Annotated in this window: 18 protein-coding genes; 7 read left to right on the forward strand and 11 right to left on the reverse strand. The window is 60.9% G+C overall.

The window, feature by feature from the left end:
* Positions 1–52: 52 nt before the first annotated feature.
* The 3 genes from ACSQ8V_RS12685 to ACSQ8V_RS12695 all read right to left on the reverse strand — a co-directional run bounded on the left by ACSQ8V_RS12685 (position 53) and on the right by ACSQ8V_RS12695 (position 2588).
* Entirely contained in the window at positions 53–538 is a 486-nt protein-coding gene (locus tag ACSQ8V_RS12685; protein WP_436205912.1) for a hypothetical protein, read from the reverse strand.
* Between the two features lie 28 nt (positions 539–566).
* The gene (locus tag ACSQ8V_RS12690) at positions 567–1130 is read right to left on the reverse strand and encodes a peroxiredoxin (RefSeq protein WP_436205913.1); all 564 of its coding nucleotides are present in this window, start codon (positions 1128–1130) and stop codon (positions 567–569) included.
* 117 nt (positions 1131–1247) lie between these two features.
* Entirely contained in the window at positions 1248–2588 is a 1341-nt protein-coding gene (locus ACSQ8V_RS12695) for an EAL and HDOD domain-containing protein (RefSeq protein ID WP_436205914.1), read from the reverse strand.
* Between the two features lie 637 nt (positions 2589–3225).
* On the opposite strand from ACSQ8V_RS12695, the gene ACSQ8V_RS12700 reads away from it, so the two are divergent.
* Positions 3226–5238, forward strand: coding sequence for a putative bifunctional diguanylate cyclase/phosphodiesterase (locus ACSQ8V_RS12700; protein ID WP_436205915.1), 2013 nt, complete (start codon positions 3226–3228; stop codon positions 5236–5238).
* A gap of 229 nt (positions 5239–5467) precedes the next feature.
* Positions 5468–6943, forward strand: coding sequence for an HDOD domain-containing protein (locus ACSQ8V_RS12705; protein ID WP_213767408.1), 1476 nt, complete (start codon positions 5468–5470; stop codon positions 6941–6943).
* 111 nt (positions 6944–7054) lie between these two features.
* On the opposite strand, the gene ACSQ8V_RS12710 is transcribed toward ACSQ8V_RS12705, so the two are convergent.
* Positions 7055–7504 carry a hypothetical protein gene (locus ACSQ8V_RS12710; protein WP_436205916.1) on the reverse strand — a complete coding sequence of 150 codons (450 nt, stop codon included), beginning with the start codon at positions 7502–7504 and terminating at the stop codon, positions 7055–7057.
* Between the two features lie 200 nt (positions 7505–7704).
* On the reverse strand, positions 7705–9360 hold the full coding sequence (locus ACSQ8V_RS12715; RefSeq protein ID WP_213767409.1) for a methyl-accepting chemotaxis protein: 1656 nt from the start codon (positions 9358–9360) through the stop codon (positions 7705–7707).
* A 331-nt stretch (positions 9361–9691) separates the two neighbouring features.
* On the opposite strand from ACSQ8V_RS12715, the gene ACSQ8V_RS12720 reads away from it, so the two are divergent.
* The 3 genes from ACSQ8V_RS12720 to ACSQ8V_RS12730 all read left to right on the forward strand — a co-directional run bounded on the left by ACSQ8V_RS12720 (position 9692) and on the right by ACSQ8V_RS12730 (position 11885).
* Complete coding sequence (locus ACSQ8V_RS12720) at positions 9692–10936, forward strand: MFS transporter (RefSeq protein ID WP_436205917.1); 1245 nt, start codon at positions 9692–9694, stop codon at positions 10934–10936.
* A 140-nt stretch (positions 10937–11076) separates the two neighbouring features.
* Positions 11077–11382 carry a hypothetical protein gene (locus ACSQ8V_RS12725; RefSeq protein WP_255631641.1) on the forward strand — a complete coding sequence of 102 codons (306 nt, stop codon included), beginning with the start codon at positions 11077–11079 and terminating at the stop codon, positions 11380–11382.
* Positions 11361–11885, forward strand: a complete 525-nt coding sequence (locus ACSQ8V_RS12730) for a helix-turn-helix transcriptional regulator (RefSeq protein WP_436205918.1) — start codon at positions 11361–11363, stop codon at positions 11883–11885. Before ACSQ8V_RS12725 ends, ACSQ8V_RS12730 begins: the two co-directional genes overlap by 22 nt.
* A 12-nt stretch (positions 11886–11897) precedes the next feature.
* Here ACSQ8V_RS12730 and ACSQ8V_RS12735 read toward each other — a convergent pair whose 3' ends face one another.
* The 5 genes from ACSQ8V_RS12735 to ACSQ8V_RS12755 form a co-directional block, all read right to left on the reverse strand.
* Positions 11898–13874, reverse strand: a complete 1977-nt coding sequence (locus ACSQ8V_RS12735) for a propionate--CoA ligase (RefSeq protein ID WP_436205919.1) — start codon at positions 13872–13874, stop codon at positions 11898–11900.
* A gap of 104 nt (positions 13875–13978) precedes the next feature.
* Entirely contained in the window at positions 13979–14494 is a 516-nt protein-coding gene (locus ACSQ8V_RS12740) for a hypothetical protein (RefSeq protein ID WP_436205920.1), read from the reverse strand.
* Positions 14491–14715, reverse strand: a complete 225-nt coding sequence (locus tag ACSQ8V_RS12745) for a hypothetical protein (RefSeq protein ID WP_436205921.1) — start codon at positions 14713–14715, stop codon at positions 14491–14493. The genes ACSQ8V_RS12740 and ACSQ8V_RS12745 overlap by 4 nt, the downstream gene beginning before the upstream one ends.
* A gap of 270 nt (positions 14716–14985) precedes the next feature.
* On the reverse strand, positions 14986–15777 hold the full coding sequence (locus tag ACSQ8V_RS12750) for a 5'-methylthioadenosine/adenosylhomocysteine nucleosidase (RefSeq protein WP_436205922.1): 792 nt from the start codon (positions 15775–15777) through the stop codon (positions 14986–14988).
* Positions 15774–18134: a UvrD-helicase domain-containing protein gene (locus tag ACSQ8V_RS12755; RefSeq protein WP_436205923.1), complete on the reverse strand. Its 2361-nt coding sequence runs from the start codon at positions 18132–18134 to the stop codon at positions 15774–15776. Before ACSQ8V_RS12755 ends, ACSQ8V_RS12750 begins: the two co-directional genes overlap by 4 nt.
* A gap of 1300 nt (positions 18135–19434) precedes the next feature.
* On the opposite strand from ACSQ8V_RS12755, the gene ACSQ8V_RS12760 reads away from it, so the two are divergent.
* Entirely contained in the window at positions 19435–22317 is a 2883-nt protein-coding gene (locus ACSQ8V_RS12760) for a valine--tRNA ligase (protein WP_436205924.1), read from the forward strand.
* A gap of 220 nt (positions 22318–22537) precedes the next feature.
* Positions 22538–23419, forward strand: a complete 882-nt coding sequence (galU, locus tag ACSQ8V_RS12765; RefSeq protein ID WP_213767704.1) for a UTP--glucose-1-phosphate uridylyltransferase GalU — start codon at positions 22538–22540, stop codon at positions 23417–23419.
* Positions 23420–23519: 100 nt separating this feature from the next.
* Here galU and ACSQ8V_RS12770 read toward each other — a convergent pair whose 3' ends face one another.
* Positions 23520–23747: a sulfurtransferase TusA family protein gene (locus ACSQ8V_RS12770; RefSeq protein ID WP_062084604.1), complete on the reverse strand. Its 228-nt coding sequence runs from the start codon at positions 23745–23747 to the stop codon at positions 23520–23522.
* Positions 23748–23763: the final 16 nt, after the last annotated feature.

A 23763-nucleotide genomic window follows, 5' to 3' on the forward strand; every position in this document is an offset into this window, starting at 1 on the left:
GGCCAGGAACCGTACCTGGACTGACTAAACGCTGACCCGAACGAACAGCCCGTTACAAAGTCTGAGCGGCGGCCTTGTCCAAAATCCGGCACCACTTGTGCGCCTCGCGCCGATCCTGCATCGGCAGATTCCAGCGCGGCTGCGTCGTATCCTTCACATTCAGCGCGACTTGCCAGGCGCCCGTTGTTGCCGACGCACCTGACGCGCCCGGTTCCATCCGCGCTCCATGCAGGTCCGCAAAAATATACATGCCGACCTGCCCGCCTACCCGCACTTCGCACAACCGCTTCGCCGCCGCGAGCCGCACGCCGCCCCAATCCCGCTTGAGTTCATGCGTCCAGTCACCGTCGTGAACATTCGGCGCGACTTCCTTCCACCGGAGCCAGAAATACACAGCAATGCTCACCACTACCAGCCCCGCGATCACCGCCACGCCAATCGCAACACTCACACCAAACGCCGCCGATAACGCGTGAAACGACCAGAACGCACCGTAGATCACGGCAACCAGAACAACGAGCGCAACAATAATCGGCATCGATCAAAACCTTACAGGACTGGTTACGTTATTGGGCCTTGTGCTTCTCGTTCCAGTCTTTCAGCGCCTGCAACGTGTTCGCCACATGCTTGTCCGGCGACAGGCTCGTATATTCATAGATCACGGTACCGTCCGGCGCAATCACGTATGACACGCGATTGGCCATGGTACTGACCAGCGGCATGGTCGCATCGTATTGCTTGATGATCTTCGCATCGCCGTCGGCCGCGACCGGGAATTTACTCCGGCACTCGCTCACCGAAAACTTCTTCAACGTGTCGATGTTATCGTGCGACACGCCAATCACCGTGGCGCCCAGGGCCTTGTATTCATCGACGGCATCAGCAAACTCGTGCGCCTCGATCGTGCAGCCCTTCGTGAACGCAGCCGGATAAAAGTAAAGGACCACGGGCCCCTTCTTCAGTTCGTCCGCGAGCGAGTACTTGTAGACGTTGCCGCCAAGCGACGCCTGCGCTGTGAACACCGGCGCATGATCGCCGGGCTTCAGGGTTGCATAAGCCACCAGCGCGTACACCGCCAACGCTGCGCCCAGGGACACACCCAGCATTCTCCCAGCAAATTTTCGCTTCATGAGACTCCTCTATTTTCGTGACGCGCGCACGACAGGACGAACAACGGAACAACCCGGAACAGCCCCGGGGACGACCCACTGACGCAGCAAACGCAGCAACCGCAATACCTACAATACCTACGCCACCCGATGCGCGCCGAACCACGTAGCCGCCTCGAACTGGAGATCGGCGAGCACAGCCGGGGTCAACACCTCGAAATCCACGCCTGAACCAATGTTTGAATCGAGCTCGGGCGCATCGCCTCTTTCCGCCGCCTGCGAGAGTCGCAACAGCGCACCGAGCGGACCGCGGCCATCGACGATCGCAGCACTCATTTCTTTCGATAACTTCAGCAGATCCATGATCTCGACCGGCGGCAAATCGACCACCACGTGCACGAGCGAAAAGATGCCCGTCATGAAGGCGGCATCGGCGAATTCCTCACTCGATGGCCGCATGACACGCGCCGCCAGTTCCATGAAACGCGCGCGTGTCCCGACCAGTTGTACCAGCGGATCCGAGCGCCACGGCAAGTGACGGCCATCAGCATAGAGCAACAACTGGGTCCAGCGCGAAATCTGCCGGATGCCGGTCGCAGCAATGGCCTCGCGCAACGACGACACCGGCCGGCTCAATTTGAACGCGCTCGAATTGGCCAGCCGCAGCAACTGCGCGACCACGTTCGGATTGAGCTTCAGCTCGGCCTCGAGTTCGCTGATATCAGGCTTGCCCGACAGCACGCCCAGAAGACGCAGCAATGCCGCGCGCGACGGATTCGAGCGACGCGTGACAAGCACTTGCGGACGAGCGAAGAAGTAACCCTGAAAGAGATCGAAGCCGAGCTTGCGGGCGTCTTCGAAGTCCTGATGCGTTTCGATCTTTTCTGCGATCAGCGTCTTGCCATGTTGCTTGAGCGTTGCCGCGAGTTCGGGCAGATCGGCACGCCGGGCGGCAAGGAAGTCGACCTTCACGTAATCCACGTAAGGCAACGCGTCGTGCAGGGGTTGGGTGAGCGACACGACGTCGTCGAGTGCGAACTGGAAGCCTGCCGCGCGCAACTGGGCGCAGCGCTTGAAAAGCTTGGCGTCGAAGGTGACGGTTTCCAGAATCTCGAGCACGAAACGCTCGGGCGGCATGATATGAACGATGTCGTCGAACAGCAGGTCGCGGTTCATGTTCACGTAGCCACGGTAATCGCCAAGCACCGCCGACAAACCGATCTCGCCAACCGTTCGCGTGACAACATGGGCAGTGGCCTGCACGTCGTCGAAAATGCGCGCGCGATTATCCGGACTGTCGCGAAAAAGCAGTTCGTACGCATGCAGCGCACCGTCGCGATCGATGATCGGCTGGCGGCCGAGATAGACACTTTCCGGCTCGCGAAGACCGGGCGCTGCAAGCTTGGCCTTGGTCTTCGCCGCAGGACTGCCCACGGCGTTGCGCGCGGCGCGCCGGACCGGGTTCCGATCAACCGGCATGAATGGACCTGCTGTGTTCATGCAAGACCGCAGGCTCAATGCGGTGGCCGGCCGTCGCCGAGACCTCGCACGACACAATGCGTGCGTTCAGCGCGTTCAATACGCCTGGCTTCAGGGCCGGCTTCGGCAATCGGCTTGGGGACGCGATCATGGAATGCAGCAATGGAACGGTGTTGACTGAATGGGGCGACCAGACAGCGGTTAGCTCAAACAACCAGCTTGAGAGATTGGCTTAAAGATCAAACTTACAAACACAATTACAAACACCAAGGAGCGCGATAAGCGGTCGGGCAACAGCCAGACGATAGCTCGACACCACGCACGACGGACCAACTGACCGGTTCAGAATTTGCAACTATCAACGCGCACTCTACCCCAAATCGCGATACCGACAAATTGCGTCAAACCCGCCGGGGCCGTGGCTCGCGGACGCTCCGCTATTGCCCTAAAGAATTTCGGGGCATAACCGTTAACTTGCAAAGAACGCGTCCGAGTCGCGGTTACCGGATCTTCCGGTGGCTCACGCCCGCATTGCCGGACCATCGTCAGCATATTCCCGATGCAGCGCGCTTGGCCGGACAGCGTGCGCCGCGCCCCTACCGGCCCGGCGCGCAATCAGACAGGCTATAACCGAAACATGCCAGTAAAACGGATCACCGCCCAGCGCCTGAGTGCATGGATCGCCCTAGCCGGCCAAACCAGCGCCGCCGTGCGCGCGACTGTCAGGACGTTGATCGCGACCACGTTGCCAGGCTGCATCGTCAGGTTCGCTACAGTGGAAGCCACGCCTGCGCCCGTGCTGGCCACGGGTAGCCGAGGCGACCCTCTGCCTCTGCCGCTCCCCGGGACGATGCCGCACCGTGCACGGGAGACGAAAACCGGATGGGCCGTCCCGGCTTCGGCTTCGCCCGCGCCGCTTCACCTGCTGCATCCGGCGGCGGTGAATGAAGCTGAGCCCGCCCCAGGCGTCGCCACGGAAGCCACGCTTGCCGCCGTCGATTTCCTGGCGCAAGTGGATGCGTCGCTGCGGTTTTGCTATGTATCGGCGGGGAGCATCGAGTTCCTGGGTTATCACCGCGACTACCTGAGCTCGCTCACGTTGCACGAGTTGGTGCCCTCGCAGGAAACCGATGAACTCGATGCGCTCGTCGCGCGCGCGCAGCAAAGCGGCAAGCTGGAGACCGCGACGCTGCATCTGCTGAAATCCTTGACCACGCCGATCCTCGTCGAACTGCGGGTCCTCGCAACGCACACGCCGGATCTGCCCGGCTTCGCACTCGCCGCGTTTGAGATTTCGCACTGGCACGACCGCGAAACCGCCCTGCGGCACGCGCTGCATCACGATTCGCTGACGGGCCTCGAGAACCTGACAGCGCTGAAAAGCGCGCTCGATGCCGCCCAGGCCGAGGCCGTTCACACGCGCACGCATGCGGCGTTGCTGCTGGTGGATATCGACGATTTCCAGCGCATTAATCGCGCACTCGGCTACGACGCCGGCGACGACATGCTGCGCGAGACCGCTCGCCGGATACAGCATGCAGCACGCGCCGGTGAGCGCGTGGCGCGCGTGGCCAGCGACGAATTCGCCGTGCTGTTCTCGGCAGGCACCTCGGCCGAAGCGGCCGCGGCGGCCGAAGATGTGTCGCGACGAGTGTTGAGCGCGATTGCGCAACCCTACCGGTACGGCGGACAACATACACATTTGTCGGCGAGCATTGGCGCCGCCATCTTCCCCGATGAAGTCGAGCAAGCCAGCAGCAGCCTGCTGCGCATGGCCGACCACGCACTGGCGCAGGCGAAGACCTCGGGCGGCAATATTGTCGTGTTCCACGTTCCCGACAACGACCCCCGCAACGCCGCGCGCCTGAACCTGGAAGGCGATCTTTACGAAGGCGTGCGCAACGGCGAGTTTTCGCTGCACTTCCAGCCGATCACCGAAAGCCGCGGCGGCGGCGTGGTCGGCGTCGAAGCGCTGATCCGCTGGCAGCATCCGGTGCACGGCCTCGTTCCCCCGGCAGCTTTCATTCCGCTCGCGGAATCGATCGGCCTGATCAACTATCTTGGCAACTGGGTGCTCAAGGCCGCGTGCATGCAACTGATGCAATGGGACAGCGAAGGTTTCGTGCTGGACTATGTCTCGGTGAACGTCTCGCCGCAGCAATTCCGCGACAAACGTTTTACGCAGAACGTGAAAGATGCGCTGCAACTGACCGGCCTCGATCCGCGCCGGCTGGTATTCGAAATCACGGAAAGCCTGCTGATGCATGATCCGGAAGAAGCTACCCGCCTGCTCGAAACGCTGGCGGCGCTGGGCATTGCGTTCGCCGTCGACGACTTCGGCACCGGCTATTCCAGCCTGTCCTATCTGCAGCGCTTCCCGCTGTCGAAGCTGAAGATCGATCGCAGCTTCATCGAAAACCTGCTGACCTCGCGTAACAACCGGGCCATTGTTGCCGCGGTCGTGGGCCTGGCAAAATCGCTGGGGCTCGAACTCGTGGCGGAAGGCGTGGAAACGGAGGCGCAGCGCGAACTGTTGATCGAGATGGGCTGTGATCAGATCCAGGGATGGCTGATCAGCAAAGCCCTGCCCGCCGGCGACCTGATGCGTTGCTTTCAGGATAAATCGCTCTTTCTCCAGGCACCTTTATAAGATACCGTCACGTTTTTGCGCCGGCAGGGGCTAATGACCGGCACTATTGCAGCATTTCATAATCGTCTGCTGTAAAGCTTCCGTGTGAACGCGCCGTTATAAGGTTTATGCGAGGTTTATGCGGGGTTTATGCAGGCTTTTTTCCGCGCATTACACTTCGACCCAGGTCGACGATTCAAGCCGTTCCGGGCACCCGGTCCGGAACGTGTAAGGCATTGACACCAATCGCATGGCAAGCAATTCCAAAGCCGAATTACTGGACAAGCTGTGGGGCCAAATGAGCGAGCGCGGAGATTTTCCGATGCTCTCGCAGGCTCTGCGCACCACTGTGTCCGCAATGAGCGACGACGACCTGGACTTTACCGCCCTGGTCCAGGTCGTTCTATCCGACTTCGGCCTCACGCAGAAGGTGTTGCGCCTCGCCAATTCCGCGATGTACATCTCGTTCGGCGGCAACATCACCACCGTGACGCGCGCGTTGATGGTGCTGGGCATGGACGCGGTCGGCCATCTGGTGGTCGGGCTGAAACTGGTCGATCACTTTCATCAAAGCGCGCCGCGACGCATTGACGCCAAGCTCGAACTGAATCGCACGCTGCTGTCCGGCACCGTTGCGCGGCAAGTGACCGAGCACAGCGAGTTCCGGGCCTCGGAGGAAGCGGTGGTCTGCACGCTGATGCGTCAGATCGGCAAGCTGCTGGTGGCGTTCTATCTCGAGACCGAGTGGGATCAGTTGCGCCGCAAGGCCACGGCCGAGCGTATCAGCGACAGCCTCGCATGCAGCACGTTGCTCGGCGTCACCTTCGAGGAAATCGGCATGGAAGCCGCCGACCGCTGGCGCCTGCCGGAGACCATCCGTACCGGCATGCTGACCCGCGACCCGCTCGCCCCTATCGATGAAAAAACGCCGCGCCATGTCCGCTGGCTGCAAGCCGTCACCAACTATTCCACCGAAGTCGCCGATGCGCTCACCGCGCAGCATGTCGACGGGACACATCGCGAGTCGTCGCTGGTGGATATCGCGAACCGTTACAGCCGCGCGTTGCTGACCGACGCCTCCACGCTCGCCGCGATGAGTCTCGCGCTCGCGAACGAGGACTCGAACGACGGCGTGATGCGGGAGATCGTGGAACTGCGCGCGGACGCCGATGCCATCGCGCGCGCGGGGTTATCGGCGGAAGCGCGGATTGCCGCGGGGCTTGAGGATTTGCGCTCGCTGCCGTCGAAGAACGCGCTGGGCGCCGTGCTTGCGCTGGCGTCGGAAGCTGTGCTGGCCGGGCTAACGTTTTCGCGCACGGTGGTATTCGTGCGCCAGTCCAACAATGAGTTCCACGCACGTCTTGGACTTGGGGCGGGCGTGGACAGGCTGCTGCCGTCGCTGACATTTTCCGCGGCGTTCGAGCCTGACGTGTTCCATCTGGCGATCTCGAACCCGGTCGGGATTTTTATCGAGAATGCTCGCGATCCGCGGATTGAAGCCCGCTTGCCGCGCTGGTTCAAGCCTTCATTCGGCGATGCCCACGCGTTCGTGCTGCTGCCCGTGAAGGCGAACGGTTCAACCGTCGCCATGCTTTATGGCGACTGGACACAAGCGCAGCACGTTCGCAAGATCACGCAGCCGGAAATGTCCGCGCTGAATGAACTCATGCGAGAACTGAGCCGTTTTTTTTCTAATGCGGACTGGAAGGAAGTGGAGTTGCTTTAGCGTTTTTTGCGCTTTAGCTGGTGCGCTGCCGGTTCATGATCACGAACCGGCAGCGCGATGGCGAGTGGTTCGTCCTCGCGCTTGTCCTCGCGCTTGTCCTCGCGTTCGTCCTCACTCGCGCCAGAGTATCGCCACCGCCTGGTCGCCGTACTCCACGATGTACCCACCATGCTCGCTCTGCCATTCACGCGCGGCGCCGGCGCCGGCAAACCACACCTTCTCGTAATCGCCGAAAGCGCCGGCATCGAAGCGGTATCGATCGATGACGGCAGGCTCTCGCGTATCAAGCGCCGGCTTGCAAGCATCCCAGCCGGCATGACCCAACTCGACGGCCAGCATGTTCAATACGTGCTTGAGCTGAATCTCAGTGCGCGTTTTATGAAGTTCCGCGAGCGTCTCGGCACGGGTCACGCCCGCTGCGAGCAGGCGGCGCACGACGGGCATCGCCGTGCTTGTATTGTCCGCATGAGCGCGACGAAGCAGCCGGCGCGCGTGGCGTCGAAGAAATTCGGTGTTGGTGAGTTCAGAATTGGCAAAGCGAGGACAGGATGTTGACCACATGACGTTTCTCCTTGTTGCGCCGTTCTCGCTGCGGCTAAAGGTTCAACGTTGCGGTTTATCCAGATGAAGCGATAACGCATGACAGGTGTTTTCACTTTCGCGAGACCGGGCGCCCTGCCGCGCCCGTCGCGAATTCTAGAACAAAGGCTTGCGGTTCAGCAAGCCCGCGTTCATTCGATCAGCGTGCACACCGCGTTACATCACGCCAACTGAAACTTCCCGACCAGTTGTTTCAACGCATGTGCCTGGTCATCCAGCGACTGCGCCGCGGCGGCCGCCTGTTCGACCAGCGCCGCGTTCTGCTGCGTGCCCGCGTCCATTTGCGTCACCGCGAGATTGATTTCCTCGATACCGCTGCTCTGCTCCGCCGACGCCGCCGAAATCTCGCCCATGATGTCCGTCACGCGCTTGACCGCCCTCACGACCTCTTCCATGGTAGCGCCCGCTTCGTGAGCGAAGGTCGAGCCATCGGAAACACGCGCCACCGACGTGTGGATCAAGCCCTTGATTTCCTTCGCCGCCGCCGACGAACGTTGTGCGAGGTTGCGCACTTCGCCCGCGACGACCGCGAACCCACGCCCCTCTTCGCCCGCGCGCGCCGCTTCCACGGCAGCATTGAGCGCGAGAATATTGGTCTGGAACGCGATGCCTTCGATCACGCCGATGATGTCGCCAATACTCTTCGCGCTTGCGTTGATCTGCTCCATCGTCGCCACCACGCGTGCGACCACCACGCCGCCCTTCTCAGCAATCTCGGATGCGTTGTAAGCCAGCGAACTCGCCTGCTTCGCGTTCTCGGCGTTCTGGCGTACGGTCGACGTCAACTCCTCCATGCTCGATGCCGTCTTTTCCAGCGCGACGGCCTGTTGCTCCGTGCGCTGCGACAGGTCCACGTTGCCCTGCGAGATTTCGCCTGACGCCGACGCGATCGCTTCCGCGCTGGCCGCGATTTCACCGACCGTCGTCGATAAATCCTTCTGCATTCCCGAGAGCGCGTGGAGCATGCTGGTGTTGTCGCGCTTCGCGATCGAGATGCGGTTCGACAGGTCGCCCGCCGCGATCCGGCTCGCAATTTCCATTGCGTAGACCGGTTCGCCGCCGAGCTGTTTCGCGAGCCGCCGCACGACCCATTCGCTCACCGCGAACGCCAGCACGATCAGCACGAGCGTCAGCAGGGCCACCATCACAAACGATTCGTGATAAATGGAAGCCGCCGATTCGATAGTCGCCTTGGCCGCCGCGCCACGCTGTTCGATAAGCGCGTTCACGAGCTTTTCCAGCTTGCCCGTCGCCACCAGCAGCGAAACGTCCCCAATACCCACTTGCCAGTTCATCTGCGTCAGATCGAGCGGTTGTTCCTTCACCAGCTTGACAAAGCTGCGCAGGTCGGTGCTCCACGCACCAACGGCGGTCGCCAGGCGCTTCTGGTCACCCGTGGGGTCCGCGTAGCTTTGCAGGTCATGTTGCCCGCGGCCTATATCGGCGAGCGCATGTTCGATATCCGCGCCGAGTTCGTCGCGCTCCTTCGCGGTGGTCGCGGTGAGCAGCATCTTTTGCGAGCGGCTCGCGCGCAGCACGGCGCTGCGCAGTTCCTCAACGTCGCGGCTGGCGACATATCCCTCGCGATAAATGGATTCGGTCGAACCGTTGAGACGGCTGATCTGCGTCAGCGCAATCACGCCGATAACCAGCGTGCCGACCAGCAGCAACGCGAACGCGAGGCGCAGCGACGCCTTGACGGACAACGACCGGCCGCTCGTGCCGGCGATCTTCGCCATCGCCCGGGCGGCGGCCTTGGCGCCGCCGTCGGGAATAAATCCGGCGCCGGGATTGCCCAGCTGCGAAAACGGTTTCATCTATTGAATTCCCCAGTTTTGATTGGCATCGCGCGGCCTGCTTCTTGGGCGGGGCGCACGGCTACATCAATGGTCTACGGCGGGAAACGGGGCTTCTTTAGATGTGTTTCTGCTACATGTTACAAATTCATGTCGATCTCACCAAAAGCGGGCGCACCGGCTCCACGCAGGGGCGAACTGCTGTCCGTTTCGCGACAAATTTTGGCCGGACAATGCGTAGCGGACACATTAAAATTATCAGGAGACGGCGCATTCGGGGGCTTCTGACCCGCTTCCGACCCGCTTCTACCCGATAACGAAATACGACGAGAGACAACTTCCGGCCATCATCATGCAGACAAGTATCGATAAAAGCGCGCTCGGCGCCGCACCCGCCCTGAGCCCTGCCGTTCCGCGCACGGCCTTCTCGGTGCTCGGCGCGATCAGTTTTGCGCATTTGCTCAACGACATGATCCAGTCGCTGATCCTCGCCATCTACCCGATGTTCAAAAGCGAGTTTTCGTTGTCGTTCGGGCAAATCGGCTTGATTACGCTGACCTACCAGATCACTGCGTCGCTGCTGCAACCGCTGGTCGGCTTATATACCGACAAACATCCGAAACCGTATTCGCTGCCGGTCGGCATGGGTTTTACGCTGTGCGGCTTGTTGCTGATGTCGATGGCCGGAAGCTTTCCGGTATTGCTGGTAGCAGCGGCGCTGGTCGGATGCGGATCGTCGATATTTCACCCTGAATCCTCGCGGGTGGCGCGCATGGCATCGGGCGGACGCCACGGGCTTGCGCAGTCGGTGTTCCAGGTCGGCGGCAATGCGGGCAGTTCCCTCGGGCCCTTGCTGGCCGCACTGGTCGTGATGCCGCATGGGCAACGCAGCATTGCGTGGTTCTCGGCCGCGGCGCTGCTCGCGATTTTCGTGCTGGCCAACATTGGCCGCTGGTACCAACGCCACCCGGCAGTGAAGAAAGCCCGTGCTTCGGTCGCGGTGTCGGCATTGCCGCGCAATAAAGTCGTGCTCGCCATGACGGTCCTGATGCTGCTCGTATTCTCGAAGTACTTTTATCTGGCGAGCATCAGCAGTTACTTCACGTTTTATCTGATCAGCAAGTTTCATTTGCCGGTGGAAACCGCACAGGTGCATTTGTTCTGGTTCCTTGCGGCCGTGGCGGTAGGCACGATCGTGGGCGGTCCCGTGGGCGACAGGATCGGCCGCAAGGTCGTGATCTGGGTGTCCATCCTGGGCGTCGCGCCGTTCACGCTCATGCTGCCGTTTGCGAACCTGTTCTGGACCGGCGTGTTGTCAGTGGTGATCGGGCTGATTTTGGCGTCCGCGTTCTCCGCCATCCTGGTTTATGCCACCGAACTGATTCCGGGCAAGGTCGGCATGGTGGCGGGGCTGTTCTTTGGCTTCGCGTTCGGCATGGGCGGCATAGGCGCCGCGGTCCTTGGCCATCTGGCTGACGCGACGAGCATCGACTATGTCTATAAGGTTTGTTCGTTCCTGCCGCTGATCGGAGTCCTGACGATCCTGCTGCCGAATACCCGGGATGCGAAGGAAAAAATGGTAACGGCAAAAGCGTAATGATCACGGTCATGTGAGCAGGACACACAGTCGACCGACGAACGCACAACTCCAAAACGGGTTTTCGTTTCGACGTTCCAGGCGCCGCCCAAGGTTGTCACTTGACAACCTTGGGCGGCGCTTCTATCATGGGGCTAACGATGACTCGATCACAGCATCAGAAGAAGGAAATTGAAGAAGCATTGCGGCACGCGGAAACGCATGGCTGGCGCGTCGAACAAGGAGGAAGCCATGCGTGGGGACGAATTTATTGCCCCTACAACGCGGCCGAATGCCGCTGCGGCGAGTTTTGTATCACCAGTGTGTGGAGCACGCCGAAGAATGCGGTGAATCATGCGCGAGCCATCAAGCGCGTGGTCGACAACTGCACATTTCAGTCAGACAAGGTTTCCGGACAATCAACGGTCTCAATTAAGGCAACGCCATGGAATACACGTTCACATTGAAGTACCGGTTATCGGAAAGCGACTGCGATCACGAAGCGTTGATCGGACGTCTCGGTGCCGCAGGATGCGACGACGCATTGATCGGTGTTGGTCAGCCGGGGCGAATTGCGCTGGCGTTCACGCGGGAAGCAGAGAGCGCACAAGCGGCGCTCATGAGCGCCTTGAAGGATGTCAAGTCGGCCATTCCGTCCGCCACTCTGGTGGAAGCTTCACCGGATTTTGTCGGCCTGACCGACGTCGCCGACGCAATCGGCGTCACGCGGCAGAACATGCGCAAGTTGATGCTCACGAACGCGGATACCTTTCCATCGCCGGTGCACGAGGGCGGCACCGCAATATGGCATCTGGCGGAAGTCATGGACTGGCTCAAGGCAAAAGGCACGTACCAGCTTGAGCAAGCGGTTCACGAAATTGCGGAGACAACCATGCAGGTCAATCTCACGAAAGAAGCGCAGCGGCTCACGCCCCGGGCGGAGCGTGAGTTGAGGGCTTTGGTGAAATAAAAGGACGCGCCGCTACCGCGACAAAGCCTCCTTCACCTGCACCAGCGCCCCGGCATCCTCGATCATCGGCAGATCGCCGGGGTCGCGCCCTTCGGCCAACGCAGCAATCGCCCGCCGCAGCAACTTGCCCGACCGGGTCTTCGGCAGCATCGCCAGGAAATGGACTCTGGCCGGACGGGCGATCGCACCCAAATGCGCATCCACGCTTCGACAAAGTTCAGCCTCAAGCGTTTCACGCGCGCCCTCTGCCTCCAAGGCCTGGGCATCGCGTAAAACGACGAAGGCCAGTGCGACTTGCCCTTTCACCGAATCGGCCACGCCCACCACCGCCACTTCAGCCACGGCCCGGTGACTGCTTAACGCCTCTTCTATCTCGCGCGTGCCCAGTCGATGCCCCGCCACGTTGATCACGTCGTCGGTGCGTCCGAGGATGGACACGTAGCCGTCTTCATCGGTCACGCCCCAGTCGAAGGTCGAATACAGTTGCTGCCCCGGCACGCTTTCCCAGTACGTCTTGATGAAGCGCGAATCGTCGCCCCATACCGTCTGCATGCAGCCCGGCGGCAGCGGATAATCGAGCGTGATCACGCCCTTCTCGCCCGGCGCACAGATTTCACCCGTCGCCTCGTTTCGCACGGTCAATGCAAAGCCCATCGACGGTACGCCCGGCGATCCGAGCTTCGGCGGCAACGCTTCAATCCCTCGTGGAATCGCGATCATCGGCCAGCCGGTTTCGGTCTGCCAGTAGTTATCGACGACGGGCTTTTTCAGCGCGCCCTGAATCCACTGCGCCGTGGGTTCATCCAGCGGTTCACCGGCCAGGAAGAGCGTGCGCAAACTCGATAAATCCGCCTGCTCCATCAGCTTCGGGTCCTGCTTCTTGAGCACGCGCAACGCTGTCGGCGCGGTAAACATCAGGTTGATCTTGTGCTGCTCGATGATCCGCCACCAGATGCCGCCATCGGGGCGGATCGGTGTGCCTTCGTACATGACGGTCGTCAGGCCGGCAATCAGCGGTGCATAAATAATGTAGCTGTGCCCGACCACCCAGCCCACGTCCGACGCGGTCCACATGGTGTCGCCAGGCTTGCCCTGGAAGATATGTTCCATCGATGCCGCCAGCGCCACCGCGTATCCGCCCACGTCGCGTTGCACACCCTTCGGCTTGCCGGTCGTCCCCGACGTGTAGAGCACGTACGAAGGCTCGTTCGATTCGAGCCATACGCATGGAACAAGGGCGTCGAAGAACTGTTCACGCAACGGCTCGTAGGAAACCAGATACGGCGCCTGTAGCCTTTCCGGCGCGAGCTGGCGGTCGATCAACAACACCTTCGGCACCTTATGCGTGGCGCGTGCCAGCGCTTCGTCCACGAGCGGCGTGTAATCGATCACCTTGCCTGCCCGCGCACCGGCGTCGGCGGTAACGATCAGCACCGGCGTGGCGTCATCAATACGCGCCGCCAGGCTCGGGGCTGCAAAGCCGCCGAACACGACCGAATGAATTGCGCCGAGCCGCGCGCAGGCGAGCATCGCGAACAGGGCTTCGGGAATCATTGGCAGATAGATCAGGACACGCTCGCCCCGTTTCACGCCGAGCGAGCGCATGACAGCAGCCATGCGGTTCACTTCGGCGTGCAGCTCGGCATAGGTGTAGCGCCGCTCGATGCCCGTTTCCGTCGATACATACACCAGCGCGTTTTGCTGCGCGCGGGCGGCGAGATGCCGATCGACGGCGTTGTAGCAGAGATTGGTCTTGCCGCCGACAAACCAGCGCGCGAACGGCGGATTGCTGCGATCAAGCACCTGCTCGAACGGCGTTTCCCAATGGATGCGCCGCGCCTGTTCGCCCCAGAACGATTCCGGATCTTCGATCGAACGGCGGTGAGCTTCACGATAAGTCGGCATTCGAACCCCTGTCTGAACCCCTGTCTGGTAGCGGAACGCCGCGCCTGAATCATCCTCAGGCGCGGACGAATTGCTCCTGAGCATAGTTCAGGCCGTGGGACGCTGCTAGAGGGGGACGGCCCTGAGTCGACCGCGCGATGAGCGGCTCCGCCACGTCGCCAGCCTTCGTTTCAACACAGGCTGCGACGCTACGGCATCTGCAAGCGCGGCTTATCGGTTGATCGGGATTTCTCCAGATCGCTTGCCGAATGTTTGAGCAGCACGGGCGCGAGTTCGCCGGCCACTCGCATGCTGGACACCACGACCATTCGCACGCCACTGCCCTCGGTCGCGGCGCGCACGGCTTCCCGCGTCGACGCCCGCGCTTCTATCCTCGGCTCGATCACTATGAATCCGCGGCAAAAAAGGGCGAGTGTTTCCCGATGGGAACGTAGCCAGGCGCTGCGCAGGCGCGTGTCATCGGCGGTTTCATCGGCGTCATGTTCCGACACGATCACGAACGGCGTCTTCAACAATAACAACCGCTGCATCTCGGCGCCCCAGCCAAACGCATAGCCCGGCTGCACTGCGCGCCGGCGCAAGCGCACGAGCGGAAAGCGGCTGGCGTCGTGCATGCGCTGATCGGGAATATCGAACGCGTCGGATGCATCAATAACGGCGGCGGGGCTGACGGACTTGGCCAAGGGAGATGGGGTAGCAATCACAGCGGTCTCGTACTCCAGAAATTCATGGCTAATGCAAGGTTTGCGACTATCGGACGACGTGAAAACCGGGGTGGCCGGGACTGCTTCGCGATGTCGCTGATATCGCTGATGGGTTGCGCCGCTGTGGCGAGCCATGCTCGGCGCGTGGTCTCGATCACCCGTGCGGCGTTCGCGGACATTGCGCGCTGTGCCCGGCTGGAATCGGGCGTCGTTTCGGTCATGTGGACCTCCTGTCGTCCCGAGCATTGTAATTGCGAATCATTCTCACTTACAAGAGAGAATTTTGGGAAGCGAGTCGGGAGGAGAACCGAAGGAGATGCGGGGTATGTCGCGGCGCTGAAGGCGGCATCGCGAAGATGGCACGGGCGGGTCGCCCTGCTGCGGCGATAGGACGCGTATAAGGACGCAGCGCTTTAGCCGCGTATTTCCGCGCGGTACAGAAGGGGCGTTGGGACCTGCGGTGAGCAGCTAAGCGATGACGAAAGCAACGTTCAGGAAGGAAGGCGCACGTCGTCGCCGCGAGCCCAAGCCGCCAGAAACCGTCGCAGAATTCCTGACGAATACGCACCGCCCAGCGCATGCAGGAAATCGAGGAAGGATTCGGGCGCGTCGGCGTCGGCGGTATCGGAAACCGTGCGCACGACAGCGCACCGGACACCGTGCTCGAAACATACTTGCGCGAGCGCCGCGCCTTCCATCTCGACCGCCAGTGCGTCGGGCAACGCTGCTCGCAGCGCATTCACTTCGTTGTGACTGGATACAAACCGGTCGCCGCTCACGATCAGTCCACGATGCAATCGCGGCGGATGCACACCAAAACGCGCCTCCAACGCAGCATGTTCATCGGCGAGAAATGCCCTGCATGCTTCTGCCAGCGCGGCATTCAGCGTCGCATCGCCGGGAAAGTGCGCCATGCCCAGCAACGGCACTTCAAAGCGCGGAAATAACGGCGATGCGTCGAGATCGTGCTGCATCAGCGTTTCACCAATCACGATATCGCCTACACGCACGTCGGCGCGCACGCCGCCGGCCACGCCGGTGAACACAATGGCGTTCACGCCGAACACGTGAATCAACGCGCTCGCGGTCGCCGCCGCAGCCACCTTTCCGACGCGCGCGAGCGTGACCACGCACGGCACCCCGTGCGCGATGCCGACGTGATACTCGCGCCGGCCGATGGTTTCGGTACGCACCTCACCGCCCGCGTGCATCGATTCGATCAGGTCGCCCAATTCCTGCGGCAACGCGGCCATGATGCCGAGATAGTTCATGCCCGCAGTCATTCCACCGCCTGCAACTTCGCAACTGCCAACGCAAGCCACTTCTCGCCGTGGCGCTTGAAGCGGACTTGAGCACGGGCATCGGCGCCGGCCCCTTCTAGCCCGATCACCGTGCCTTCGCCAAACTTGTTGTGAAACACCGGCTGACCGACCTTGAAACCGGTGTCGGTGGCGCGCTGATTGTTGGCGAACGCGGGCAATGGCTTGCCGGCATCGGGATCGGCGTACGCGGCGCGCTCCTTGTCGGGCCGTGCGAACCAGTCGCGGCCCCAGCCGGCGTTGTCCGGCCGGCCGCCCCAGCGCGCGCCCGCCTCCACTTTCGGTGTCAGCCACTTGAGCGAGCCTTCGGGGAGTTCATCGAAGAAACGGGAACGGATGTTGTAGCGCGTCTGGCCATGCAACATCCGGCTCTGTGCAAACGACAGATACAGCCGCTCCTTCGCCCGCGTGATCGCCACGTACGCAAGCCGGCGTTCCTCTTCGAGCCCGTCACTTTCCTGCGCGCTGTTCTCGTGCGGGAACAGGCCTTCCTCCAGGCCCGTGATGAACACCGCCATGAATTCAAGGCCCTTGGCTGCGTGGACCGTCATCAGTTGCACGGCGTCCTGGCCGGCCTGGGCCTGGTTATCGCCGGCTTCGAGCGATGCGTGCGACAGGAACCCGGCCAACGGCGTCATGGTGTCGGGGTTTTGCGCGGGATCGGCGGGGCTTGCCGCGTCGAGCACATCGACGGATGGATCATCGGTCGTCAAGCCGATTTCCGGCGCGTTCGTCGCGCCCGGACGAAGCGGAATCGAGCGCGCGGGGGTATCGAGCCCGTAGCCCTCCTCCTGCACGAACGCCGCTGCGGCATTCACCACTTCCTGCAAGTTCTCCAGCCGGTCCTGACCTTCGCGCTCGTTCTCGTAATGCGTGGCGAGACCGCTTGCGCGAACCACGTATTCCACGGTTTCAGGAAGGCTCATCTGCTGCGTTTCGGCGCGCATCCTGGCGATCAGTTGCGCAAACGCGCCGATGCTCGAACCCGCCTTGCCCATCACGTAGGGAACGGCGGCGGCCATCGAACAGTTGTAGAGGCGCGCGGCGTCGGCGAGTTGCTCGATCGACCTTGCACCGATCCCGCGCGTCGGAAAATTCACGACGCGGGCGAACGCGGTGTCGTCGTTCGGGTTGTCGATCAGGCGCAGATACGCCAGCGCGTGCTTCACTTCCTGGCGTTCGAAGAACCGCAAGCCGCCATACACGCGATACGCAATACCCGCGTTCACCAGCGTGTGCTCAATGGTCCGCGACTGCGCATTACTTCTATACAGGATGGCGATTTCGCTGCGAGCCGCGCCGGCATGGATCATCGACTTGATCTCCTCGACGATCCACGCCGCCTCCTGCGTGTCGGTCGCTGCCTCGTACACGCGCACGGGTTCACCATGACCGGCATCGGTACGAAGATTCTTGCCGAGCCGCCGCGAATTCTTCGCGATCAGGAAGTTGGCGGTATCGAGAATATGACCATGCGAGCGATAGTTCTGCTCGAGCTTGATCATGTTGCGCACGTGGTACTCGCGCTCGAAGTCGTGCATGTTGCCGACGTTCGCGCCGCGGAACGCGTAGATGGACTGATCGTCGTCGCCGACTGCGAAGATGGCGTTGTGCTCGCCGGCCAGCATTTTCAGCCACGCGTATTGCAGCTTGTTCGTGTCCTGGAACTCATCGACCAGGATGTTGCGAAAGCGCGCCTGATAGTGCGCGCGCAGCGGCGGATTGTGCGCGAGCAGTTCGTAGCAGCGCAGGAGCAGCTCGGGGAAATCGACGACGCCCTCGCGCTGGCATTGCTGCTCGTAGGCCGCGTACAACTCGACGAACTTCATGTTGAAGGAATCGGTTGCGTCGACGTCTTTCGGGCGCAGGCCTTGTTCCTTGGCGTTGTTGATGAAGTACTGGAGATTTTTAGCCGGATATTTCTCGTCGTCGATATTCAGGCCCTTCATCAGGCGTTTGATGGCCGACAACTGGTCGGCGGTATCGAGGATCTGGAAGGTCTGCGGCAGGCCGGCGTCGCGAAAATGGGCGCGCAGCATGCGGTTGCAGAGGCCGTGAAAGGTGCCGATCCACATGCCGCGGGTGTCGATAGGCATCATCGCGGTCAGGCGCGCCATCATTTCCTTGGCGGCCTTGTTCGTGAAGGTGACGGCGAGAATTGTTGTGGGCGACGCGAATCCCTGCTGGATCAGCCAGGCGATACGGGTGATGAGTACGCGCGTCTTGCCGCTGCCCGCGCCCGCGAGGATAAGCGCCGGCTCGTTCGGCAGCGTGACGGCGGCGAGTTGTTCGGGGTTCAGATTGGCGAGCAGATCGGGCATGGGGGGAGTTTTCCGGTGGGACGGGTATTATAAATCGTTAGCAGGCGGGGGTCGTTGGCACTCGGGGGGTGGGGGCGGTCGGGGTTGATGCCGGGGTGGTCGGTTCTGGGGTTGGCGGTCGGGGTCAATGCCGGGTGGTCGGTTCTGGGGTTAGCGGTCGGGGTCAATGCCGGGTGGTCGGTTCTGGGGTTAGCGGTCGGGGTCTATGCCGGGTTGCTGCTTTCAGTGTTAGTGGTCTGCAGGAGTCGGATTTTCTCTTTATCACTATTAGCCACTGTGCGTGGCGGCACGTCATTTCTTTGTCCAAAGCGACAAAGAAACGAAGCAAAGAAAACGCTTTCAACCACGCTACCCTAAGTGTCCACAGCGTGCAGTTTTGATTCATAGGTGCCCCAAAAGCACGGTGCTCGCCAGAGCGGAGGATGTTTGAACCCCTCTTTCTCCGAACACGGATACCCACACGCTTCGCCACCAGTGATTGAACCTGCCCAAGGGGCACCCCGCGCTATCCGCGGACGACCAACCACCAATTTGTACGCACGACGGACCACGCCGCCAACCCGCCAAGTAATAAAGCCCCAAAATATGTAAAGCCGCAACCGACGAAAATAACCGCGTAAGCACGCGGTCAGCTCACCAAAAACTGAAGCACTAAACACGCATCGAGCTGCTAGGCACCAAGTTGTGAGCCACGAATATGGCCGCACGAACCAGGCCGCGAACCCATCAAAAAAACACGGCCGGCAGAACGCGTGAGGCCGTGCTGGTCCCTTGGCAACTTGTGCTTGCCCGAGAGCGTACGGGGCGAAGCGTGTTCGTGTCAGGATTCGCGAGAAGGAGGGGTTCAACCATCCGTGGCGCTGGCGAGCACCGTGCTTTTGGGGCACCTATGAATAGAAACTGCACGCTGTGGACACTTAGGGTAGAGCGGTTAAAGCGCTTTCTTTGCTTCGTTTCTTTGTCGCTTTGGACAAAGAAATGAAGTGCCGCCACGCACAGTGGCTAATAGTGATAAAGAGAATATCCGACTCTCGCAGACCACCACGGCCGAAAGCACCAACCCGGCATTGACCCCGACCACTAACCCCAGAACCGACCAACCCGGCATAGACCCCGACCGCTAACCCCAGAACCGACCACCCCGACCGCCCCCCCAAAACCTGGCAACCGGGCACTCGCCCCCCCCGCCCACCCCCACCCCTGACCTCCTCCCAAACCCAAGTGCCAACGCCACCCCTCCGACGCCTTATAATTCCCCGACCCCCGCTTCTTTTACGCATTTTTCGGCAGATTCCACCCCATGAGTGACAACACGAGTGACAACACGCTTGCGAAGAGTTTCGAGCCCCAGAACATCGAGTCCCATTGGGGCCCGGAATGGGAAAAGCGCGGCTACGCTGCGCCGACCCTGATCGAAGGTAAAAAAGATTTTTCGATCCAACTCCCGCCGCCAAACGTCACCGGCACGCTGCACATGGGTCACGCGTTCAACCAGACCATCATGGACAGCCTCACCCGCTACCACCGCATGCTCGGCGAAAACACGCTGTGGCTGCCCGGAACGGATCACGCGGGAATCGCCACGCAAATCGTCGTGGAACGGCAACTCGATGCACAAGGCGTATCGCGCCATGATCTCGGTCGCGAAGAATTCCTGAAACGCGTCTGGGAATGGAAGCAGAAATCCGGCTCGACCATCACGGGCCAGGTGCGCCGCCTGGGCGCGTCCATCGACTGGTCGCGCGAATATTTCACAATGGACGACAAAATGTCGCCCGTTGTCATCGATGTGTTCGTCACGCTGTTCAAACAAGGCCTCATTTATCGCGGCAAACGGCTCGTGAACTGGGACCCGGTGCTGGGTACCGCCGTCTCGGACCTGGAAGTCGCCAGCGAAGAAGAAGCCGGCAGCCTCTGGCATATCCAGTATCCGCTGCCCGATGGCTCCGGCCACGTGACGGTCGCCACCACGCGCCCGGAAACCATGCTCGGCGACACCGCCGTGATGGTCCACCCGGAAGACGAGCGTTACGCGCACCTGATCGGCAAGACGGTCATGCTGCCGTTATCGAATCGGGAAATTCCGGTGATCGCAGACGATTACGTGGATCGCGAGTTCGGCACCGGCGTGGTCAAGGTCACGCCCGCGCACGACTTCAACGACTATCAAGTCGGCCTGCGCCACAAGTTGCCAATGATCGAGATCCTCACGCTCGATGCAAAAATCAACGACAACGCGCCGGAAAAGTATCGCGGCATGGACCGCTTCGTCGCACGCAAACAGGTCGTGGCCGACCTGGAAGCGCTCGGCCTGCTGGAATCCGTCAAACCTCACGCGCTGATGGTGCCGCGCGGCGACCGCACGGGCGTCGTGATCGAGCCCATGCTCACTGACCAATGGTTCGTCGCCATGAGCAAGCCGGCGCCGGAAGGCACGTTCCATCCGGGCAAATCGATCGCTGAAACGGCGCTCGACGTCGTGCGAAACGGTGAAATCAAGTTCGTCCCGGAAAACTGGTCGACAACCTATTACCAGTGGCTCGAAAACATTCAGGACTGGTGCATCTCGCGCCAACTCTGGTGGGGCCACCAAATCCCGGCCTGGTACGGCGACAACGGCGAAATCTTCGTCGCGAAGACCGAAGAAGAAGCGCGCGCGGAAGCCACGGAAAAAGGCTACACCGGCGCCCTCAAACGCGACGACGATGTGCTCGACACATGGTTTTCATCGGCGCTCGTACCGTTTTCTTCGCTCGGCTGGCCCAACGAAACGCCGGAACTCAAGCACTTCCTGCCTTCCTCCGTGCTCGTGACGGGTTTCGACATCATTTTCTTCTGGGTCGCCCGGATGGTGATGATGACCACGCATTTCACCGGCAAAGTCCCGTTCGACACCGTCTACGTCCACGGTCTCGTGCGCGACGCGGAAGGCCAGAAGATGTCGAAGAGCAAGGGCAATACGCTCGACCCGATCGATATCGTCGATGGCATCGACCTGGAAACGCTCGTCGCCAAGCGAATTACCGGCCTGATGAACCCGAAACAAGCCGAGAAAATCGAGAAAAAGACCCGCAAGGAATTCCCGGACGGGATCCAGCCGTTCGGCACGGACGCGCTGCGTTTCACCATGGCGTCCATGGCGACGCTCGGTCGCAATGTGAATTTTGATCTGGCAAGGTGCGAGGGATATCGCAATTTTTGCAATAAATTGTGGAATGCGACTCGCTTTGTGCTGATGAATACCGAAGGCCACGACTGTGGTTTCGGCAAGCCCGAGGAATGCGAGGCAGTCGATTGCGGACCGGGTGGATACCTCCACTTCTCCCAGGCGGACTTCTGGATCGTGTCGCTTTTGCAGCGCGTGGAAGCCGAAGTGGAAAAGGGTTTCGCCGATTACCGTTTCGACAACGTGGCGAGCGCAATCTACAAATTCGTCTGGGACGAGTATTGCGACTGGTACCTGGAACTGGCCAAGGTGCAGATCCAGACCGGTGCGCCCGAACAGCAGCGCGCGACCCGTCGCACCCTCCTTCGCGTGCTGGAAACGGTGCTGCGCCTGGCACATCCGGTGATCCCGTTCATCACGGAAGCCTTGTGGCAGAAGGTTGCACCGCTGACGGACCTGTATCCGCAAGCCGCACAAGGCGGGGAAACCGCGTCTATCATGGTTCAGCCTTACCCGGTCGCGCAGCCGTCTAAAATTGATGAGTCTTCTGAACAGTGGGCAGCCGAACTGAAGGCCATTATCGATTCATGTCGTAATCTGCGCGGCGAGATGAACCTGTCGCCGGCGGTCAAGGTGCCACTGCTGGCAACAGGTGACGAAGCGCGGCTCAAGTCGTTTGCCCCTTATGTGCAGGCGCTGGCGCGTTTATCGGAGGTAAAGATCATTGCCGACGAATCCGCGCTCGACGCAGAGGCAAGTGGCGCGCCAGTTGCTATCGTAGGAACGAACAAGCTGGTGTTGAAGGTCGAAATCGACGTTGCGGCGGAACGCGAACGGCTCACGAAGGAAGTGGATCGGCTGACGCAGGAAATCGCGAAGGCCCGTGTGAAGCTGGAAAACGAAAGTTTCGTGGCGCGCGCGCCGGCCGCGGTGGTCGAGCAGGAGCGCAAGCGGCTGGCGGAATTCGAATCGACTTCTGACAAGTTGAAAGCGCAATTGTCACGGCTTCCGGCGTAGGTAGGGGCCTCGGCGGCCTTAGCCGGTCAAGCGCGGCCGGCTAAGCGCTGAAAACAACCGATTGCTTGTTCCGCCTTATAGCAAAGTGCGTATTCATGCTTGAAGAATTAATCTCGCCGCACTTTTTTATCAACGCATCAACCTGCATCATGGCATCTGCTTCCATGCCCAACGTTTCAGGCTTGACGTTTAAACACGATACGAGGATCAGGGTCATCAAATGCTAAAAGTTACGAAAGCGGTTTTCCCGGTTGCGGGTCTCGGTACCCGATTCCTCCCCGCGACCAAGGCCAGCCCGAAGGAAATGCTGCCCGTTGTCGACAAACCGCTGATCCAGTACGCGGTCGAAGAGGCCATGGCGGCCGGCATCACGGAAATGATCTTCGTGACGGGCCGCAGCAAGCGCGCGATCGAGGATCACTTCGACAAGTCGTATGAGATCGAAGCCGAACTGGAAGCGCGCGGCAAGCAGAAGCTGCTCGATCTCGTGCGCAGCATCAAACCGAGCCACGTGGATTGTTTCTATGTGCGTCAGGCCGAAGCGCTCGGTCTGGGCCACGCCGTGCTGTGCGCCGAAAAGCTGGTGGGCGACAACCCGTTTGCCGTGATTCTCGCGGACGACTTGTTGTACGGCACGCCGCCGGTGATGACGCAGATGATCGAAGTGTTCGATCACTATCACAGCTCCGTGATCGGCGTGGAGGAGATCCCCGCTCAGGATTCCAAGTCGTATGGTGTGATCGACGGGAAAGAATGGGAAGACAATATCTTCAAGCTGTCGGGCATTGTGGAAAAGCCGGAACCTGAAGTTGCGCCTTCGAATCTGGGCGTGGTCGGGCGGTATGTGCTCAAGCCGCGCATCTTCGATCACATCCGTGCATTGAAGCCGGGCGCCGGCGGCGAGCTGCAACTGACGGACGCAATCCAGTCATTGCTCGCTGACGAACAAGTGCTGGCGTACAAGTATCACGGCACCCGTTTCGATTGCGGCAGCAAGCTCGGTTATTTGAAAGCAACGGTGGAATTCGCGCTGCGCCATCCAGAAGTGGCCAAGGACTTTCAGGAATACCTGAACACGCGTTCGCCGCATTTGGTCGGCTAAGTGCTAACGCCTAAGCCGTAAGTCGCCAGCACGCGGTTTGCGGTCGTAAAAAAATGCCCATGACTAAAATCATGGGCATTTTTTATTGGCCTTCAGTCGATCAGCGGCGTCGCATGAGGAAGGTGAACACCTTGTCGTGCGACGTCGATTCCACCAGTTCATTACCCGTCTGCTTCGAAAACGCGGCAAAGTCGCGTTGCGAACCCGGATCGGTCGCCAGCACTTTCAATATCTGACCGCTCTGCATATCGGCCAGCGCCTTCTTCGCCCGCAGGATGGGCAACGGGCACGTAAGCCCGCGCGCATCGACTTCCTTGTGCACTTCCATCGAATTGAGCCTTGTT

Source organism: Caballeronia sp. LjRoot31, from assembly GCF_964253885.1.
In the GTDB taxonomy this organism is placed as follows: Bacteria; Pseudomonadota; Gammaproteobacteria; order Burkholderiales; family Burkholderiaceae; genus Caballeronia.

What these genes read in the sequence shown, in the direction of transcription:
- galU (WP_213767704.1), top strand. Translation starts at nt 22,538, where the DNA reads ATGCTAAAAGTTACGAAAGCGGTTTTCCCGGTTGCGGGTCTCGGTACC.
- ACSQ8V_RS12755 (WP_436205923.1), bottom strand. Translation starts at nt 18,134, where the DNA reads ATGCCCGATCTGCTCGCCAATCTGAACCCCGAACAACTCGCCGCCGTC.
- ACSQ8V_RS12700 (WP_436205915.1), top strand. Translation starts at nt 3,226, where the DNA reads ATGCCAGTAAAACGGATCACCGCCCAGCGCCTGAGTGCATGGATCGCC.
- ACSQ8V_RS12750 (WP_436205922.1), bottom strand. Translation starts at nt 15,777, where the DNA reads ATGACTGCGGGCATGAACTATCTCGGCATCATGGCCGCGTTGCCGCAG.
- ACSQ8V_RS12685 (WP_436205912.1), bottom strand. Translation starts at nt 538, where the DNA reads ATGCCGATTATTGTTGCGCTCGTTGTTCTGGTTGCCGTGATCTACGGT.
- ACSQ8V_RS12715 (WP_213767409.1), bottom strand. Translation starts at nt 9,360, where the DNA reads ATGAAACCGTTTTCGCAGCTGGGCAATCCCGGCGCCGGATTTATTCCC.
- ACSQ8V_RS12690 (WP_436205913.1), bottom strand. Translation starts at nt 1,130, where the DNA reads ATGAAGCGAAAATTTGCTGGGAGAATGCTGGGTGTGTCCCTGGGCGCA.
- ACSQ8V_RS12770 (WP_062084604.1), bottom strand. Translation starts at nt 23,747, where the DNA reads ATGGAAGTGCACAAGGAAGTCGATGCGCGCGGGCTTACGTGCCCGTTG.
- ACSQ8V_RS12730 (WP_436205918.1), top strand. Translation starts at nt 11,361, where the DNA reads ATGGAATACACGTTCACATTGAAGTACCGGTTATCGGAAAGCGACTGC.
- ACSQ8V_RS12710 (WP_436205916.1), bottom strand. Translation starts at nt 7,504, where the DNA reads ATGTGGTCAACATCCTGTCCTCGCTTTGCCAATTCTGAACTCACCAAC.
- ACSQ8V_RS12720 (WP_436205917.1), top strand. Translation starts at nt 9,692, where the DNA reads ATGCAGACAAGTATCGATAAAAGCGCGCTCGGCGCCGCACCCGCCCTG.
- ACSQ8V_RS12735 (WP_436205919.1), bottom strand. Translation starts at nt 13,874, where the DNA reads ATGCTCAGGAGCAATTCGTCCGCGCCTGAGGATGATTCAGGCGCGGCG.
- ACSQ8V_RS12725 (WP_255631641.1), top strand. Translation starts at nt 11,077, where the DNA reads ATGACTCGATCACAGCATCAGAAGAAGGAAATTGAAGAAGCATTGCGG.
- ACSQ8V_RS12760 (WP_436205924.1), top strand. Translation starts at nt 19,435, where the DNA reads ATGAGTGACAACACGAGTGACAACACGCTTGCGAAGAGTTTCGAGCCC.
- ACSQ8V_RS12705 (WP_213767408.1), top strand. Translation starts at nt 5,468, where the DNA reads ATGGCAAGCAATTCCAAAGCCGAATTACTGGACAAGCTGTGGGGCCAA.
- ACSQ8V_RS12695 (WP_436205914.1), bottom strand. Translation starts at nt 2,588, where the DNA reads ATGCCGGTTGATCGGAACCCGGTCCGGCGCGCCGCGCGCAACGCCGTG.
- ACSQ8V_RS12745 (WP_436205921.1), bottom strand. Translation starts at nt 14,715, where the DNA reads ATGACCGAAACGACGCCCGATTCCAGCCGGGCACAGCGCGCAATGTCC.